The organism is Sulfurifustis variabilis (genome assembly GCF_002355415.1).
Classification (GTDB): domain Bacteria; phylum Pseudomonadota; class Gammaproteobacteria; order Acidiferrobacterales; family Sulfurifustaceae; genus Sulfurifustis; species Sulfurifustis variabilis.
Genome location: NZ_AP014936.1, coordinates 1849391 through 1864112 on the forward strand (window position 1 = coordinate 1849391; position 14722 = coordinate 1864112).

The 14722-nt window shown below is 69.6% G+C and carries 14 protein-coding genes; 10 read left to right on the forward strand and 4 right to left on the reverse strand.

Annotated features, from left to right (window positions below; all coding sequences use genetic code 11):
- Position 1: 1 nt before the first annotated feature.
- Positions 2-2173: an ATP-binding protein gene (locus SVA_RS08865; protein WP_169924032.1), complete on the reverse strand. Its 2172-nt coding sequence runs from the start codon at positions 2171-2173 to the stop codon at positions 2-4.
- 287 nt (positions 2174-2460) lie between these two features.
- On the opposite strand from SVA_RS08865, the gene SVA_RS08870 reads away from it, so the two are divergent.
- On the forward strand, positions 2461-3087 hold the full coding sequence (locus tag SVA_RS08870; protein ID WP_096460887.1) for an outer membrane beta-barrel protein: 627 nt from the start codon (positions 2461-2463) through the stop codon (positions 3085-3087).
- Positions 3088-3123: 36 nt separating this feature from the next.
- Here SVA_RS08870 and SVA_RS19780 read toward each other — a convergent pair whose 3' ends face one another.
- The 3 genes from SVA_RS19780 to SVA_RS08875 all read right to left on the reverse strand — a co-directional run bounded on the left by SVA_RS19780 (position 3124) and on the right by SVA_RS08875 (position 4461).
- Positions 3124-3285 (reverse strand): hypothetical protein, encoded by a 162-nt coding sequence (locus SVA_RS19780; protein ID WP_169924033.1) that lies wholly within the window; start codon positions 3283-3285, stop codon positions 3124-3126.
- A gap of 571 nt (positions 3286-3856) precedes the next feature.
- Positions 3857-4018, reverse strand: coding sequence for a hypothetical protein (locus tag SVA_RS19785; RefSeq protein ID WP_169924034.1), 162 nt, complete (start codon positions 4016-4018; stop codon positions 3857-3859).
- Positions 4019-4173: 155 nt separating this feature from the next.
- Positions 4174-4461 (reverse strand): DUF1330 domain-containing protein, encoded by a 288-nt coding sequence (locus SVA_RS08875; RefSeq protein ID WP_096460888.1) that lies wholly within the window; start codon positions 4459-4461, stop codon positions 4174-4176.
- Positions 4462-4692: 231 nt separating this feature from the next.
- Here SVA_RS08875 and SVA_RS08880 point away from each other — a divergent pair, with 231 nt between their 5' ends.
- The 9 genes from SVA_RS08880 to SVA_RS08920 all read left to right on the forward strand — a co-directional run bounded on the left by SVA_RS08880 (position 4693) and on the right by SVA_RS08920 (position 14720).
- On the forward strand, positions 4693-5730 hold the full coding sequence (locus SVA_RS08880; protein ID WP_096460889.1) for a hypothetical protein: 1038 nt from the start codon (positions 4693-4695) through the stop codon (positions 5728-5730).
- A 402-nt stretch (positions 5731-6132) separates the two neighbouring features.
- A complete protein-coding gene (locus SVA_RS08885) occupies positions 6133-7611 on the forward strand; it encodes a sensor domain-containing diguanylate cyclase (protein WP_096460890.1) in 1479 nt (492 codons plus the stop codon).
- A 227-nt stretch (positions 7612-7838) separates the two neighbouring features.
- Positions 7839-8243, forward strand: coding sequence for a response regulator (locus SVA_RS08890; protein ID WP_169924035.1), 405 nt, complete (start codon positions 7839-7841; stop codon positions 8241-8243).
- Positions 8244-8266: 23 nt separating this feature from the next.
- Positions 8267-9196, forward strand: a complete 930-nt coding sequence (locus SVA_RS08895; RefSeq protein ID WP_096460892.1) for an STAS domain-containing protein — start codon at positions 8267-8269, stop codon at positions 9194-9196.
- 14 nt (positions 9197-9210) lie between these two features.
- Positions 9211-9630, forward strand: coding sequence for an STAS domain-containing protein (locus tag SVA_RS08900; RefSeq protein WP_096460893.1), 420 nt, complete (start codon positions 9211-9213; stop codon positions 9628-9630).
- Positions 9611-10015 (forward strand): anti-sigma regulatory factor, encoded by a 405-nt coding sequence (locus SVA_RS08905; protein WP_179948811.1) that lies wholly within the window; start codon positions 9611-9613, stop codon positions 10013-10015. Before SVA_RS08900 ends, SVA_RS08905 begins: the two co-directional genes overlap by 20 nt.
- On the forward strand, positions 10012-11034 hold the full coding sequence (locus tag SVA_RS08910; protein WP_096460894.1) for an ATP-binding protein: 1023 nt from the start codon (positions 10012-10014) through the stop codon (positions 11032-11034). Before SVA_RS08905 ends, SVA_RS08910 begins: the two co-directional genes overlap by 4 nt.
- Before the next feature lie 6 nt (positions 11035-11040).
- Positions 11041-13209, forward strand: coding sequence for an ATP-binding protein (locus SVA_RS08915; protein ID WP_096460895.1), 2169 nt, complete (start codon positions 11041-11043; stop codon positions 13207-13209).
- A complete protein-coding gene (locus tag SVA_RS08920) occupies positions 13206-14720 on the forward strand; it encodes a sensor histidine kinase (RefSeq protein ID WP_096460896.1) in 1515 nt (504 codons plus the stop codon). The genes SVA_RS08915 and SVA_RS08920 overlap by 4 nt, the downstream gene beginning before the upstream one ends.
- Positions 14721-14722: the final 2 nt, after the last annotated feature.

Here is a 14722-nt window from a genome sequence, read left to right on the forward strand (position 1 = left end):
ATCAGGCCCGGGTGACGGGCGGCGAGCCGGTTTGTTCCGGCGCGGCGGCGAACACCTCGTCGAGCGCAGCGACGTCGACGGGCTTGACGAAGTGGCGGTCGAAGCCCGCCATCGCCGCCCGTTCGCGGTCGCGCGCCTGCCCGTAACCGGTCACGGCAACGAGGTACGGCGCGGGGGCGCCTCGCCGGCGCAGGCGCCGGGCAAGCTCGTAGCCGTCCATTCCGGGCAGCCCGATGTCGATGAACGCGATCTCCGGCGAGAACGATCTCGCGGCGTCGAGCGCCGTCGCCCCGTCGTTCGCCACGGTCACCTGGTGTCCCATCGTCTCGAGCAGCACCGCGAACGTCATCGCCACGTCGGCGTTGTCCTCGACCACCAGCACGCGCCGCGATCCGCGGGAGCCCTTCGAGGGCGGCGCATCGGGTTCGGCGGCGGCGGGAAGCGACGATACGGGGAGACGCACGGTGAATTGACTGCCGGCGCCCTCGCCCGCGCTCCGCGCCTCGATCCGTCCGCCGTGCATCTCGATCAGCCGCCGCGCGAGCCCCAGCCCGATGCCCAGACCGCCCCCGGTCGCGTGCCGGTTCCGGTCCGGCGCCGCGTTGAAGAGATCGAAGACGTGCGGCAGGAGCTCCGGCGGGATGCCGATCCCGCTGTCGCGCACCGCGACCGTCGCCTCGCCGCCCTCGCTCGTGACGTCGATATCGATGCGACCGCCCTCGGGCGTGTATTTCGCGGCGTTGTCGATCAGGTTGCCGACGACCTGGATGAGCCGCGCCCGGTCGCCGCGCACCGGCACCGGGTCCGGAGGCAGCCGCTCGCGCAGCGCGTGCCGCCTGGCGTCGATCAGGGGTCGCTGGGTCTCGACCGCCCGCTGCACGATCTCCCTCAGATCGACGTGCTCGTCGCGCAGCGCGATGTCGCCGCGCGTAATGCGCGCGACGTCGAGCAGGTCGTCGACGAGGCGCGCGAGCTGGGCCACCTGCCGCTCGATCACGCCCTCCGCCCATTCGACGGTTGCCGGCGTCGGCGTGCGCCGGGCGCGCAGGACCTGGACCGCGTTGCCGATCGGCGCGATCGGATTGCGCAGCTCGTGACCCAGCACCGCGAGGAACTCGTTCTTGCGCATGTCCTGCTCGGAGAGCCGACGAGCAAGCTCCGCGATGCGCTCCGTGTTGCGCCGCGCGCGATCGAGGTACACGGCCAGAAGTCCGGTGAAGAGCAGGCCCGCGACGATGATTCCCAACGACGGCCAGCCCGACCGCACGCCGTACGCGCCGGGATCGGGCGCGAACCGCAGGACGAGCGCGTGGTCGGCGGCCACCAGCTGGGTTTCGATCGGCGCGATCGCGGGTGTGAGCAGGAATGCCGACACCCATGCGGGCGCCTCGGTGGACTCGGAAGGACGGGCGTAGATGCGCTGCCGGTTCCCGTCCGGCAACACCTCCAGCACCTCGAGACCGAGCGGCGGATTTCCGGCGTGCTGGAGCGCCTCGTCCACGATGCTGCTCAAACGGGAGATCCCGACCACGAGCCCGACCGGTTCGCCGCCGCCCGTCCCCGAGGACGTTCGGCCTCGCGGGTAGACCGGATAGAGCAGTGCCTCCAGCGTGGGGCTGCGCGCATCGTGCGCCGGCTCGTGCAGGACGAAGGACATTCGCCCCGTGCGCCGGACGTGCTCGATCGTTTCACGTTCTCTCGGACGCGACGCCAGATCGAACCCCATGGCGTAACCGGGGACCTGCGAGGGCTCGGCGTAGAGGATCGGAAAGTGCACCTCCCGCTCGCCTGCGCGCACGAGCTGTCCCGCGCCGTCGTATTCGACGATGGCGTAATCCGGCCGCTCGCGCGCGACGCGTGCCTCGAACGCGGCCCGCTCGCGCCCTGTCACGGCGGGCGCCCAGTCGATCGCCACCAGCGCTTCGCAGCGCGTCACGAGCGGCTCGACGAAATTCCGAAACTCGTTCTCGCCGATCCGGTCGGGGAACGCGTCGTACAGCGAGGCGACGGCGCGCACGTTGTCGATCTGGTGGACGAAGCAGTCCTCGACCGACTCGGTGATGACGGTGGTCGCGCGGCTGAACGCCGCCTCGACCCGTTCCTGTTCCCACGAGTAGGCCGCCCACGATCCGAGCACCGACAGCAGGATGCCGAGAATCAGCGCCGTCAGCACGGCGGGATGCGGGCCGCGGTTGATCGGGCGAGCGGGTGGACCTGTGCGAGAGAACGAAGGCATGACGCGAGCCGCCCGGAACACGGACCGGGATGCGTTGAGGCGGATGCATCTTAGGCGCGGCAATCCGCGACGCGGTTGACCGGAGTCAAAAAATTCCGGGATGCACGTACGGAAAGGCCCCTCTGACGTGAACGGGCACGCCGCAGCGTCGAATATCGAGCCAACCGCGATATGCCGGAGAGGGGCGCCCGGTTACAGTTGTGCGCGAGACAGGGAGCAGTTCGATGGGATGGAAGAGAACGTTCGCACTCGCGCCGGCGGTGCTCGGGTGGGGGTTGCCTGCGGCGGACGAAGGCGTACCTGCCGGCGGGTACCTGGGCGCGGGCATGGGCCGCGCCGAGTACGGTATCGAGGGGAACGTTGCGGATTTCGAGCAGGTCGACGCGCAGGACCGGTCGGACGACAGCCGCACGGTCGGCCGGATGTTCGCCGGCTACCGTTTCGCGCCCCATCTCGCCGTCGAGGCGACCTACCAGTCCCTCGGAACGTACGAGGTGCACGTCGAGGGACAAGGCGCGGGCGATCCGCTCGCTCTCGATCGCACGGCCGAGGCGGATGCCTATTCGATCGCGGCGCTCGGGCACTATCCCTTGAGCAGCGGATCCCTCTTCGCACGCCTCGGCGCCGCGCGCTGGCGCGTGGAGGCCACGACGGTCACGATTGCCGCGGGAGTCCCGCGGCGGCAAGAGGACGACGACAGCGGAACGGATCTGATCTGGGGTATCGGCTGGGAACACCGCCTCGGCAGCGGCGCGCTGCGGGTGGGCTACGAGGAGATCGGCAACGTGGGGATAGATGCGGAAGAAGACGATCTGCGCCTGATCGCGCTCGATGTCCTCCTGCGTTTTTGAATCGGCGGCCCGATCAGGAGCGGACGCCGGCCTGACTCACCACCAGAGGAGCCGATAGCGCGGGCGCGGCGCCTCTTCCCTCTCCGCTTCGGGCGCACCCCGTCGACGGCTCGTGACCGATCCGGTCTTTCGCGCCTGCCGTTTCTCGCGCACCCGTCGCCGTCCCGTCGATCCGCCTTTCTTGCCGCTGGCTGTCATCGGTTCTCCTTCGTGCCCGAAACATCGCGCACCCTGTCGTCCGGAGCAATACCCGTGCCGGCCGCTCCTGCCCGTCCAGAGGCCCCGCGCCCACCTGCGCGTCGTCCCCGGGCGACGCCCGACCCGGAAACCCGCCGGCCGTGGCTCCGGTCGGCGTCTCTTCCGGGAGACAAGTGCTCGCCGTAGCCGCCGGACGACTTCGCGATCACGTGACAATACCACCCTAAGTGGTTAACCGGGCGGCGAAAAGTACGTCCTATTGGTATACAGGCGACTCAACCGCCGTGCGGCGCAGAGAACCCGCAGGGCCTGACCGGAGGGAACCGCATGAACTCGATCATTTATCTCGTCGGACTGGTGGTGATCGTCCTCGTCATCCTCGGATTCCTGGGCCTCGCCTGATCCGGCGCCCGAGGCGCCTCCGGGAATCGCCCGCCTCCCGGCTACGCCTCCGCAAAAGCGGCGGCACGGTCCAAAAAAAAGCCGTGCTGCCCTCCCGGCGGCATTGCGGCGCCGGCGCCACGAACCTGCCTCGCCGATCTCGACCGCCCCGATCCGGGGACCGCGGTCGCTACCGCGTCGCGCTCTCCTCGACCTTCGACTTGCGACGCAGATCAGCGGAATGGGCGCGCTTGTACGTCTGGATGTCCGTGAAGCGGCCCTTGCTGTCGCGCATTGCGTAGAGCTTCGTGCCCTTGCTGCTGCGGTGGGTGGTGCGTCTTGCCTTGGCCATGACTTCCCTCCGTGGTCGCCACGCGGCGGTGCTGCCGCTCGCCACACACCGTAAGCGCAACGGCCCGCCGCCGCCATGACCCACGTCAAAAAGCGCGTACGCGACGATGTATGCCGCACCCGTCATTCGCCGGCTCGAAAGGCAGCGGTGTCTACCTAAACCGACTCGACGGCGATCATCCGGGTCTCCGCGGACTCCGCCCGCATGCGCTTGGGCAGGCGGTACTCCTCCGAGGCCCACCACGCCTTCGCGCGCTCGAGCGTCGGAAACTCGAGCACGACGATGCGCTGCGGGTCCCAGTCGCCTTCGAGCCGCTCGATCCTTCCGCCGCGCGCGAGGAACTTGCCGCCGTAAGGCGCGAGGGTCGCCGGCACGCGCTTCCTGTACTCCTCGAACTTCGCGGCATCGGTGATGCGGACATCGACAATGACCAGGGCGCTCATGATTCCCGTTCCTCGTTGAACGACACGACTCTCTCCCGGTCCTTCACTCCGAGTCAAACGCGCGTGCGGCCGCGCCCGTCAAAGAGCTCCTTGCCCGGCGGCATCCGCGGGAAACGACACTCGTCGGCGCTCGACACTTTTCGAAGCGTATTCAACGTGCCCCGCCCCATTCCTCATTTATCGCGCAACTTCCCGGCCCCATGGACCTCCAACCCACTGGATGCCGTCCTCATGCACAACCTGATCCACGCCCGGCTCATCGCTGCCCTCTTCGCGGCGACACTGTTCCTGCCCGCCGCCGTCCCGGCCGCCGAGGCGCCGGTCGACCTCGAGCCGCAGCGCCTGATCGCGCCCGAAGTGATCGCGCAGCGCGACTTCGCGCTGCACCTCGCGAGCGCGCTCGGTGTCCGGATCCCCGATCGCGACGATCCGGCGGCCGCCGTCCGTGCGCTCGAGGAACGCGGGATCGCGCCGCGGACCGGATGGGAGCCTGACGAGGCCGTCACGCCGCAGACGATCGCGGAGCTCCGTGACGCCGTCGCAGCGGCGGCGTCCGCCGGTCGCATCAAGCCCGACCGGGAGGAGGCCGTGCAGGCCTTCGAGCAGATCGTCGCGCAGCTCGGGCTTCCGCTGCCTATCGAGCCACCGCGCTATGCCGAGGACGAGACGGGGGTGAGGCGGTACGAGGGTGCCTGCGATCCCGGGGCTTACGACGACTACTACGGCAGCACCGGCATACCGCCTTACACGTACTGCCCTCCGCCGCCCGCCTACTTCTCCATGTATGCGTGGGTAGGAAGCCCGTTCTACTGGGACGGCTACTACTTCCCGGGCTTCTATACGCTCCGCTACCCGTACGTGATCGTCTTTCCGCGCGAGCCGGTCCCGCCCCCGCGTTTCTCGGAAGGCGTGATCGGCGGCGCGCGACCGCCCGCCGCCACGCCGGTCCCGCCCGGCGGGGGCGGCCCCGGTTTCCGGGACACGCCCATCGTCCCGCCGTCCTCGTCCGTGCCGCGCGCGATCCCGCTCCCCGACCGCGGGCCACGGTTCTCCGAAGGCGCCCTCGGAGGCCAGGGCCAGTCGGTGCCCCGGACCGCACCCGCCGTGCCGCCTGCCAGCTCGCCGCGCGTCATTCCTTCACCCCGGCCGCCGATCGGCGCCACGCCCCGATCCTCGCCGCCGCCGGCCGCGCGGCCGTCGCCGGCTCCGTCGCCCGCCCCGCCGGCCGGCGGCGGCAATCGCGGCTGGCGGGATGTGATCGGCAAGTGAACCGCGGCGCCTGAAGCCTCTGCGCGCGCGTTCCGCGTTCGCACCGGATAGTCCTCGGGCAGTAACAGGCGCCTTCTCGCGCCCTGGTCCGGCGTCTCCCGTCGGCCCACGGCGGGAATGGGCACGGAAACGCGGCGTAGGTCGCTTTCGAACGCTCCCCGCTCCTTCTTATTAATAAGGGAATGCCAAGCCCGCCGCTCGACGCTCGAAAGAAGGGAGCCGCGCCTGCCGCGCGCGCCGACCCGGCCCGTCTCGCGCATCGAATGCCTTTCCGCTCGAAGCCGCTCCACGGCACCGTCCGCGCCAGCCGGCGGCGTGCACTGACACCCCGGACTGTGGGCATCCCGGGCGTTCGGGGAAATCCGCCGTCCGGTCCGGCCGCCGCATCGGTACGATGGCCGCATGAACGCGGCAGGTGCGGCGTGGGAGCACGCGCTGGACCAGCCCGGCAGCGCCGGGCGGGCGACCCTGCGACATGCCGTGGCGTTCGCCGCGGTCATCGTCCTCATGACCGCGGTGGTGTTGTTCTTCGGGCCGGTGCAGCTGCCGGCCTTCCCGCAGTTCACGATCTTCCACACCGGTTTCGTCTTTCTGGTCGACGCCATCACGGCGTTCCTGCTGTTCGGGCAGTTCGTCTACCGCCGCCTGCCGTGCTACCTGCTTCTGGCCGCCGCGTTCCTGTTCAACGCGCTGGTCATGATTCCGTTCCTGCTCTCCTTTCCCGAAGCGCTCGCCGGGCAAGGGGAGGTCCTCGGCGGGTCGCAAAGCTCGATCTGGGTGTGGCACTTCTGGCATGCGCTCTTCCCGGCGATCGTGGCGCTGGCGCTGGTCGTCGACGAGCGCGGCGCCGGGCGGACCGTTCCGCCTCGCGAGGTCGTCCCGGTGATCGCGGCAGTGACGGCGGCGGTGCTGCTGCTCGTGGTCCTGGTCTCGCTCGCGGTGACGGTCTTCCATCACCGGCTGCCCGTGCTCATCGACGAGCATCGGGTTCCGCTCCGGCAGAACTTCTACTGGGTGGGGGCGGTCGCCGCGGCCGTCACGGCGCTGGCGTTCGCCCTGGCGGCGCGGCTCGCGCGGCGTCGCGCCGTGCTGCACGTCTGGCTCACGCTGGTGCTGCTCGCCTTCCTCGCCGACGAGGCCGCGAGCCTCGGGGCCTATCCCCGCTACGCGCTCGGCTGGTATTTCGGGCGCGTCGAGTCGATGCTCGCGACCGGCACGCTGCTGGCCGTCTTCCTCACGGACATCAATCATCTCTACTATCGCCTCGCGCGCGCGATGCGCGATCTCTCCGGCACCAACCGGAAACTTTCGGCGACCATCGACGAAAAGGACGCGCTGCTCGCCGAGCTCCGCGAGAGCGAGGAGCGCGTGCGGCGGATGGCGTATTACGACGCGATCACCGAGCTGCCCAACCGGCGCTGGCTCATGGAGGCGCTGGCCCGCACCCTTGCCGTGGCGGAGCGGCACGGCCACGCCACGGCGGTGCTCTTCGTCGATCTCGACCGCTTCAAGGAGGTCAACGACAGCCTGGGCCACGAGGTGGGCGACGGCCTGCTTCGGGAAGTGGCGGGGCGCCTCGAACGCTGCGTACGCGCCGCCGACACGGTCTCGCGCCTCGGCGGGGACGAGTTCGTGATCGTCCTGCCCGAGATCGCGGGGCCGCGCGACGCGACGGCGGTGGCCGACAAGATCCTGCGCGCGATGGCCGAGCCGATGACCATCGCCGGCCACGTCATCCGGATCACCGCGAGCATCGGCATCGCGATCGGCACGCGGGAGCATCGGCTCGATGCCGCGGACCTCGTGCGCCGCGCCGACGAAGCGATGTACGCGGCCAAGAAGTCGGGGCGGAATCGGAAAGCGCTGAGCGCGTTCGCCTGAAACAAACGTTTGCCTCCGCGCGCTCCGCGCACGAGAACCCCAATACCGCGAGCGGGGGCTCTCACGTCGTGAAAGCAGAATGTGTATTACATCCGCGAAGCGCATCGCTAGAATCGCGTGACCCGAGAGAGGACGCATGCCGAACATAAGAAACGGCAGAAACGGCGCGGACTCTCTCGCTGTTATCCCGTAACGGTTCAGCGCCGCAGGCTCCGCAGGGAGGCCGGTTGGTACGCAATCGCATTCTGATCGTCGAGGACGACACGCACGTCCTCGAAACCTACAAGCTGTTCCTGGAGATCGAGGGTTACCACGTCCTGACGGCGCACGACGGGCGCGAGGCGCTCGACCTCTTGCGTTTCGAAAAGGAACTGCCCGCCCTCATTCTTCTCGACCTGATGATGCCCGTGATGAACGGGTGGCGGTTCCTCGAGGAACGCCGCGCCGATGCCCGGCTGGCGTCCGTTCCGGTCATCGCCATCACGAGCGCTCGTTTTCCCGAGGCCCCGCCGGGTGCCGTGCGCACGCTGCTCAAGCCCGTCGACATCCCGGAGCTCTTGCGCCTCGTCGCGGAGCACGCGCGCGACTCGCGCGCTCCGGCGCCGCAGCCACAGCCACCGTTCAAGCCATAGTCCGTCGCGAAAGGAGCGTTTCCATGCAGGCAAAAACAACCTCCGTCCTACCGGCCGTGCTCAAGAAGCACGAGAAAGACCTCCTCGACGACTGGATGAGGGAGCAGCTGTCGGCGCCGACGATGCGCAAGGACCTGGTCGACGAAGCCGAGCTGCGCAAGCAGTCGCGGGAGTTTCTCGATCTGCTCGGACGGACCGTGCAGAACGGATACCAGACCGACGTGCACGCGGCCGGCGAGTGGGCGCCCGTGCGCGAGTTCCTGTCGGACATCTCACGCAAGCGCAGCACGCAGGGCTTCTCGCCCTCGGAGACGGCCACGTTCATCTTCTCGTTCAAGCAGCCGCTGTACACCCGGATGCGCAAGGAGCTCGAAAGCGCCGCCTTCGCCGACGCGTCGTGGGACGCGAATGTCCTCCTGGACAAGCTCGGCCTGTACACCATGGAGATGTTCATCAAGGCTCGCGAGGAGGTCATCAAGCGCCAGCAGGACGAGATGCTCGAGCTGTCGACGCCGGTGGTCACACTCTGGGAAGGCATCCTCGCCCTGCCCATGATCGGGACGCTCGACAGCGCGCGCACCCAGGTCGTGATGGAGACGCTGCTCCAGCGCATCGTCGAGACCGGCTCGGAGATCGCCATCATCGACATCACCGGCGTCCCGATGGTCGACACCCTCGTCGCGCAGCATCTGCTGAAGACCGTCGCGGCCGCGCGGCTCATGGGCGCCGACTGCATCATCAGCGGCATCCGGCCTCAGATCGCGCAGACCATGGTGCACCTCGCGATCGACCTGACGAGCGTCGTCACCAAGGCATCGCTCGCCGACGCCTTCGTGTACGCGCTGCGCCGGCTCGACCGGACCATGGATCAGCGGGAGGCGCCGGGGCCCACGCCGGGGCTCGGGTTGGCCAAGCCTCCCGGGTCCGTCCAACGGCCGGGCACCCGGCGCTGAACCGGGCGCACCCCATGGAGCGAATTCCGATCCTCCGGATGGGCCCCTTCCTGCTCGTCACCATCCAGGTCGACATGCACGACCGCCTGGCCATGCGGCTGCAGGAGGACCTGACCAGCAAGATCACCGAGACCGGGGCCAAGGGCGTGCTGATCGACATTTCCTCGCTCGAGATCGTCGACTCGTTCATCGGCCGCATGCTCGCGAACATCTCCGCGATGGCGAGCGTGCTCGACGCCGAAACGGTGGTCGTCGGCATGCAGCCCGCCGTCGCGATCACGCTGGTGGAGCTCGGACTCTCCCTCACCGGCGTGCGCACGGCCCTCAACGTGGAGCGCGGGATGGCGCTCCTGTCGCGTTCGATCGGCACTCAGGTACCAGGCGGCCTGGCACCTTCCGAGGGAGAGAGGGTGGATGGTGGTGCTGAAAAGTGAGGTCCTGCCGGTGCGCGGCGAGGCGGACATCGTTGCCGCCAGGCAGGCGGTGCGCCGGATGGCGAACGAGCAGCGCTTCAGCCTGGTCGACCAGACCAAGATCGTCACCGCCGCGAGCGAGGTGGCGCGCAACACCGTCATCCACGGCGGCGGCGGCAGCGCGCGCATCGAGTCGCTCGAGGACGCCGGGCGCCGGGGTATCCGGCTGATCTTCGAGGACGAGGGTCCCGGCATCGACGACGTCGAGCTGGCGCTCAAGGACGGCTACACGACGGGCAGCGGGCTCGGCCTCGGGCTGGGCGGCGCGAAGCGGCTGTGCAACGAATTCGCCATCGAACCGCGTCCGGGAAAGGGCACGCGCATCGTCCTCGTCCGCTGGACATGACACGCGTCTCCCTCGCCATACCGATCGAGGAAGAGAGCCGCGTGGGCGAGGCGCGCCGCGCCGCGCAGCGACTCGCCGCGGCGGCCGGGTTCGACGAAAACGCCGCCGGCAAGGCGGCGCTCGCCGCGACCGAGATGGCGACGAACATCGTGAAGCACGCGGGCGCCGGCGAGCTGGTGCTGCGCCGCATCGACGAGCTCGGCGCGCGCGGTATCGAGATGCTGGCCCTCGACCGGGGCCGCGGCATCCGCAACGTCGCCGAGTCCATGCGCGACGGTCACTCGACCGCCGGCAGTCCGGGTACGGGGCTCGGCGCGCTCGAACGCCTCGCGGACGCCTTCGAGGTGTGGTCGGTCCCCGACGGCGGGACCGCGGTGCTCGTGCGCCTGTGGCTCGCTCCGCCCCGCGGCGGCGCACGCGCCGGGCATGCGGTCGGCGCCGTCAACGTCCCCTGTCCCGGCGAAGCGGTCTGCGGCGACAGCTGGATCGTCGAGCAGTCGGGCGACAGCCTGTTCGCGCTCGTCGCGGACGGCCTCGGTCACGGCGAGCGGGCCGCGGAGGCGGCCGACGAAGCGGCGCGCGTGTTCGCCGCGCGCCGCGCGGGCGGCGGCCTCCCGGATCTCATGGGCCGGATCGACGACGCCTTGCGCAAGACCCGCGGCGCCGCGATCGGGCTCGCCGAGATCGACCGGGCCCGCCGTCTGATCCGATACGTCGGCGTGGGGAACATCGCCGGGTCGATCGTGACCGCGAACGCCCACGCACGCAGCCGCAGCGTCGTGTCGCTCAACGGGACGGTCGGCGGCGGCGTCCGCAAGGTACAGGAGTTCACCTATCCGTGCGAGAACGGCGCTCTCCTGGTCCTGCATTCGGACGGCCTGCGCGGCCTCTGGTCGCTGGACCGCTACCCGGGGCTGCTGCGCCGCGATCCGGCCCTGATCGCAGGCGTGCTCTACCGCGACTACCGCCGCAGCCGCGACGACGTGACCGTCGTCGTGCTGCGGACGGACGGAGGCTGAACCGCCATGGCGAGCGTCGATCTCTCCAGCCGTCCCATCCTCGCGCAGGACATCCGCTTCGAGCGCGACGTCGTGGCGACCCGCCAGCGCGCGCGCCAGATCGCGGCCCTCCTCGGCTTCGATGCCCAGGACCAGACGCGCATCGCGACCGCCGTGTCGGAAATCGCGCGCAACGCGTTCGGCTACGCCGGCGGCGGGCGCGCGGAGTTCACGCTCGAGGACGCCGGGACCACGTTCGCCGTTCGGATCCGCGACCGCGGACCGGGCATCGACGGTCTTGACGACATCCTCGACGGGCGCTATCGCTCCGAAACCGGCATGGGCAAGGGCATCATCGGGGCGAAGCGGCTGATGGATGATTTTCGGGTGGACACGAGCCCGTCGCGCGGCACGACCGTCACGCTCGGCAAGCGGCTGCCCGCCGCGGTGGCGCCCGGCCGGCTCGGCGACATCGCCGCGCGGCTCGCCGCGCAGGCGCTCGAGGACCCGATCGACGAGCTGCGGCAGCAGAACCGGGAGCTGATGCAGGCGCTCGAGGCGCTGAACCAGCGCCAGCGCGAGCTGGCGGAGCTCAACCGCGAGCTCGAGGACACGAACCGCGGCGTCGTCGCGCTCTACGCGGAGCTGGACGAAAAGGCCTACACGCTCCAGCGCGCCAACGAGGTCAAGAGCCGTTTCCTGTCGAACATGACGCACGAGTTCCGCACGCCGCTGAACTCGATCCTGAGTCTCGCGCGCCTGCTGCTCGACCGCGTGGACGGCGAGCTGAACCCGGAGCAGGAGAAGCAGATCGGCTTCATCCGCAAGGCCGCCGAGAACCTGTCCGAGCTGGTCAATGACCTGCTGGATCTGGCGAAGGTCGAGGCCGGCAAGATTCCGGTGCACCCGGTCGAGTTCCGGGTGAGCGACCTGTTCGGCACCATCCGCGGCATGCTCAAGCCGCTGCTCGCCGCGAACCTGTCGGTAAACCTCGTCTTCGAGTCGACCGACCACCTGCCCCCGCTCTACACCGACGAGGGCAAGGTGGCGCAGATCCTCCGCAACCTTATCTCGAACGCGCTCAAGTACACCGAGCGCGGCGAGGTGCGCGTGGGCGCGGAGCTCGCGAGCGGAGGCATGATGCTGTTCCACGTGACGGACACCGGGATCGGCATCGCGGCGGCCGACCAGGAGCGCATCTTCGAGGAGTACACGCAGGTGGATTCCGAGATCCAGCGGCGCGTGCGCGGGACCGGACTCGGGCTGCCGCTCTCGCGCCGCCTGGCCCAGCTGCTCGGCGGCAACATCTCGGTCAAGAGCGACGTCGGCGTGGGATCGACCTTCTACGCCACCGTCGCCGTCCATTATGCCGGGCCGGCGGAGGTGTCCTACGTGCCCGAGCTGACCCGCCATCTCGATCCCACGCGCCTGCCGGTGCTGGTCGTCGAGGACAACCGCGAGGTGCTGTTCCTCTACGAGAAGTACGTGAAGAACTCGGGCTTCCAGATCATCCCGGCGCGCTCCACGAGAGAGGCGCGCGCGGTGCTGCAGGAGATCCGGCCGGTCGCGATCGTCCTCGACGTTCTGCTCGAAGGCGAGAGCACCTGGGGACTGCTGACCGAGCTCAAGGAGAACGCGTCCACCCGCGGCATCCCGACTTACGTGGTCACCATCGTCGAGAACGCCAAGAAGGCGCTCGCCCTCGGGGCCGACGGTTTTCACGTGAAGCCGTTGCAGCGCGAATGGCTCATCGAAAAGTTGAGCCAGGCCCAGCGTGCCCGGCACCGGACCGTGCTGATCGTCGACGACGACGAGATTTCCCGCTACCTCGTCAGGGGCGCGCTCGCGCCCGCGCGTATCACGCTGCTCGAGGCCGCCGGCGGACAGGAAGGTCTGAGGCTCGCGCGGGAACGGCATCCGCAGGCGATCGTGCTCGACCTCGGGATGCCGGACCTCGACGGATTCGAGGTGCTGGCCGCGCTGAAGGCGGACAGCGAGGTTCGCGACATCCCGGTGATCGTTTACACCGCGCAGGCATTGAGCCACGATGATCGCCGGCGACTGAGCGCCGCGGCGACCGTCATCCCCAAGGAGGGGTTGTCCCGCGAGGAAACGCAGAAGCGCTTGAACGCGGCGTTGTCCAAGGCCGGGTTGCACATCGACGAAGCCGCTTCGTCAGGAGAAGTCACGGCATGACGCAGCTTTCACGCTTCCCCTCCTCCGGCGCCGCGTCGCCCGGCGAGGCGGGCCGCGCCCTCTCGGCGCCCGACTCGCCGGAAACCCTGCTGGTCATCGACGACAACGACGGCAACCGCTACGCGGTCGCGCGCCTGCTCAAGGCCGCCGGTTACGATGTGCTCGAGGCCGGGACCGGGCGCGAAGGACTGCAGCTCGTCTTCGAACGCCGCCCCGACCTCGTGCTGCTCGACATCCGCCTGCCGGACATCATGGGCTGGGACGTGTGCCGGAGCATCAAGACCGATGCGCATACGGCGCTCATCCCCGTGCTTCACGTCTCCGCCAGCTTCGTCACCGACCGCGATCGGGCCCGCGGTCTGGAGGACGGAGCCGACGGCTACCTCGTGCATCCGGTCGATCCGGCCGTCCTGCTCGCCTCGGTGCGCGCGCTGCTGCGCCTGCGCAAGGCGCACGAAGCGCAACGCCGGTCGGAGCTGCGGCTCCAGCAGGTGGTCAACCACGCCCCGGTCGTCCTGTTCACCGTCGACGCCGCGGGCAGGTTCACGTTCTTCAGCGCGGGCAGCGAGCTGCAGATGCGCGGCCTGCCGTCCGAGGCGATCGTCGGGCGCTCGATCGAGGAGCTGCCCCTGAAGGACACGGCGTTCCTCGATCAGGCCAGGCGCGCGCTCGCGGGCGAGACCTTCACGGCCGAAGTGCCCTTCTTCGATCGCCACTTCGAGATTCGCTACTCCCCGCTGCCCGAGGGAGAAGAGGCCGGCGGCTTCGTGGGCGTGGCGACCGACATCACCGAGCGCCGCCGCGCGGAAGCGAGCCGCGAGGAAGTGCTGGCCGTGCTCGCCCACGACCTGCGCAGCCCGGTGGCCGCCATCCGCTTCAACCTGGACGCGCTCGATCGCGTCATGCAGTACGGCAACTCCGGCAGGACGTCGCCCGAGGACCTGATCGCCCGGATCCGCCAGTCCGCCGGCAGGGCGGAACGCCTGATTTCGGATCTGCTGGACCGCGCACGGATGGAATCGGGCACCTTCCGCATCGAACGGTCCTCGCTCGACGCGTTGCGCCTCGCGCGCGAGGCGGCCGAGCTCATGATGCCCATCGCCGCGGCGAAGGGCGTGCGCTTCCTCCTCGACGTGCCGTCCGACTCCTGCCCGCTCCTCGGCGACCGCAGCCGGCTTCTGCAGGCTTTGTCCAATCTCATCGAGAACGCCATCAAGTTCGCGCCGGCCCGCGACGGCGGCGTGGAGCTGAACCTGACCCGCTCCGGCCGCGAGCTCGCGTTCTGCGTGAGCGACAACGGTTCGGGCATGACGGAAGAGGACAGCGCACGCGTGTTCGACCGCTTCTGGCGAAAGCCGGGCGACCGCCGCCAGGGCGTGGGGCTCGGGCTCGCGATCGCGCGTGGAATCGTGGAAGCGCACGGTGGCCGCATCTGGGCGGAGAGCCGCCCGGGCGCCGGGGCTCGTTTCTGTTTCGCGCTGCCGCGTCCGAACCCGCAGCCGGACGCGTGACC

Bases quoted from the DNA above. Each gene is read 5' to 3' on its own strand.
- SVA_RS08870 (WP_096460887.1), top strand. From the start codon at position 2,461: ATGGGATGGAAGAGAACGTTCGCACTCGCGCCGGCGGTGCTCGGGTGG.
- SVA_RS19780 (WP_169924033.1), bottom strand. From the start codon at position 3,285: ATGACAGCCAGCGGCAAGAAAGGCGGATCGACGGGACGGCGACGGGTG.
- SVA_RS19785 (WP_169924034.1), bottom strand. From the start codon at position 4,018: ATGGCCAAGGCAAGACGCACCACCCACCGCAGCAGCAAGGGCACGAAG.
- SVA_RS08875 (WP_096460888.1), bottom strand. From the start codon at position 4,461: ATGAGCGCCCTGGTCATTGTCGATGTCCGCATCACCGATGCCGCGAAG.
- SVA_RS08880 (WP_096460889.1), top strand. From the start codon at position 4,693: ATGCACAACCTGATCCACGCCCGGCTCATCGCTGCCCTCTTCGCGGCG.
- SVA_RS08885 (WP_096460890.1), top strand. From the start codon at position 6,133: ATGAACGCGGCAGGTGCGGCGTGGGAGCACGCGCTGGACCAGCCCGGC.
- SVA_RS08895 (WP_096460892.1), top strand. From the start codon at position 8,267: ATGCAGGCAAAAACAACCTCCGTCCTACCGGCCGTGCTCAAGAAGCAC.
- SVA_RS08900 (WP_096460893.1), top strand. From the start codon at position 9,211: ATGGAGCGAATTCCGATCCTCCGGATGGGCCCCTTCCTGCTCGTCACC.
- SVA_RS08905 (WP_179948811.1), top strand. From the start codon at position 9,611: ATGGTGGTGCTGAAAAGTGAGGTCCTGCCGGTGCGCGGCGAGGCGGAC.
- SVA_RS08910 (WP_096460894.1), top strand. From the start codon at position 10,012: ATGACACGCGTCTCCCTCGCCATACCGATCGAGGAAGAGAGCCGCGTG.
- SVA_RS08915 (WP_096460895.1), top strand. From the start codon at position 11,041: ATGGCGAGCGTCGATCTCTCCAGCCGTCCCATCCTCGCGCAGGACATC.
- SVA_RS08920 (WP_096460896.1), top strand. From the start codon at position 13,206: ATGACGCAGCTTTCACGCTTCCCCTCCTCCGGCGCCGCGTCGCCCGGC.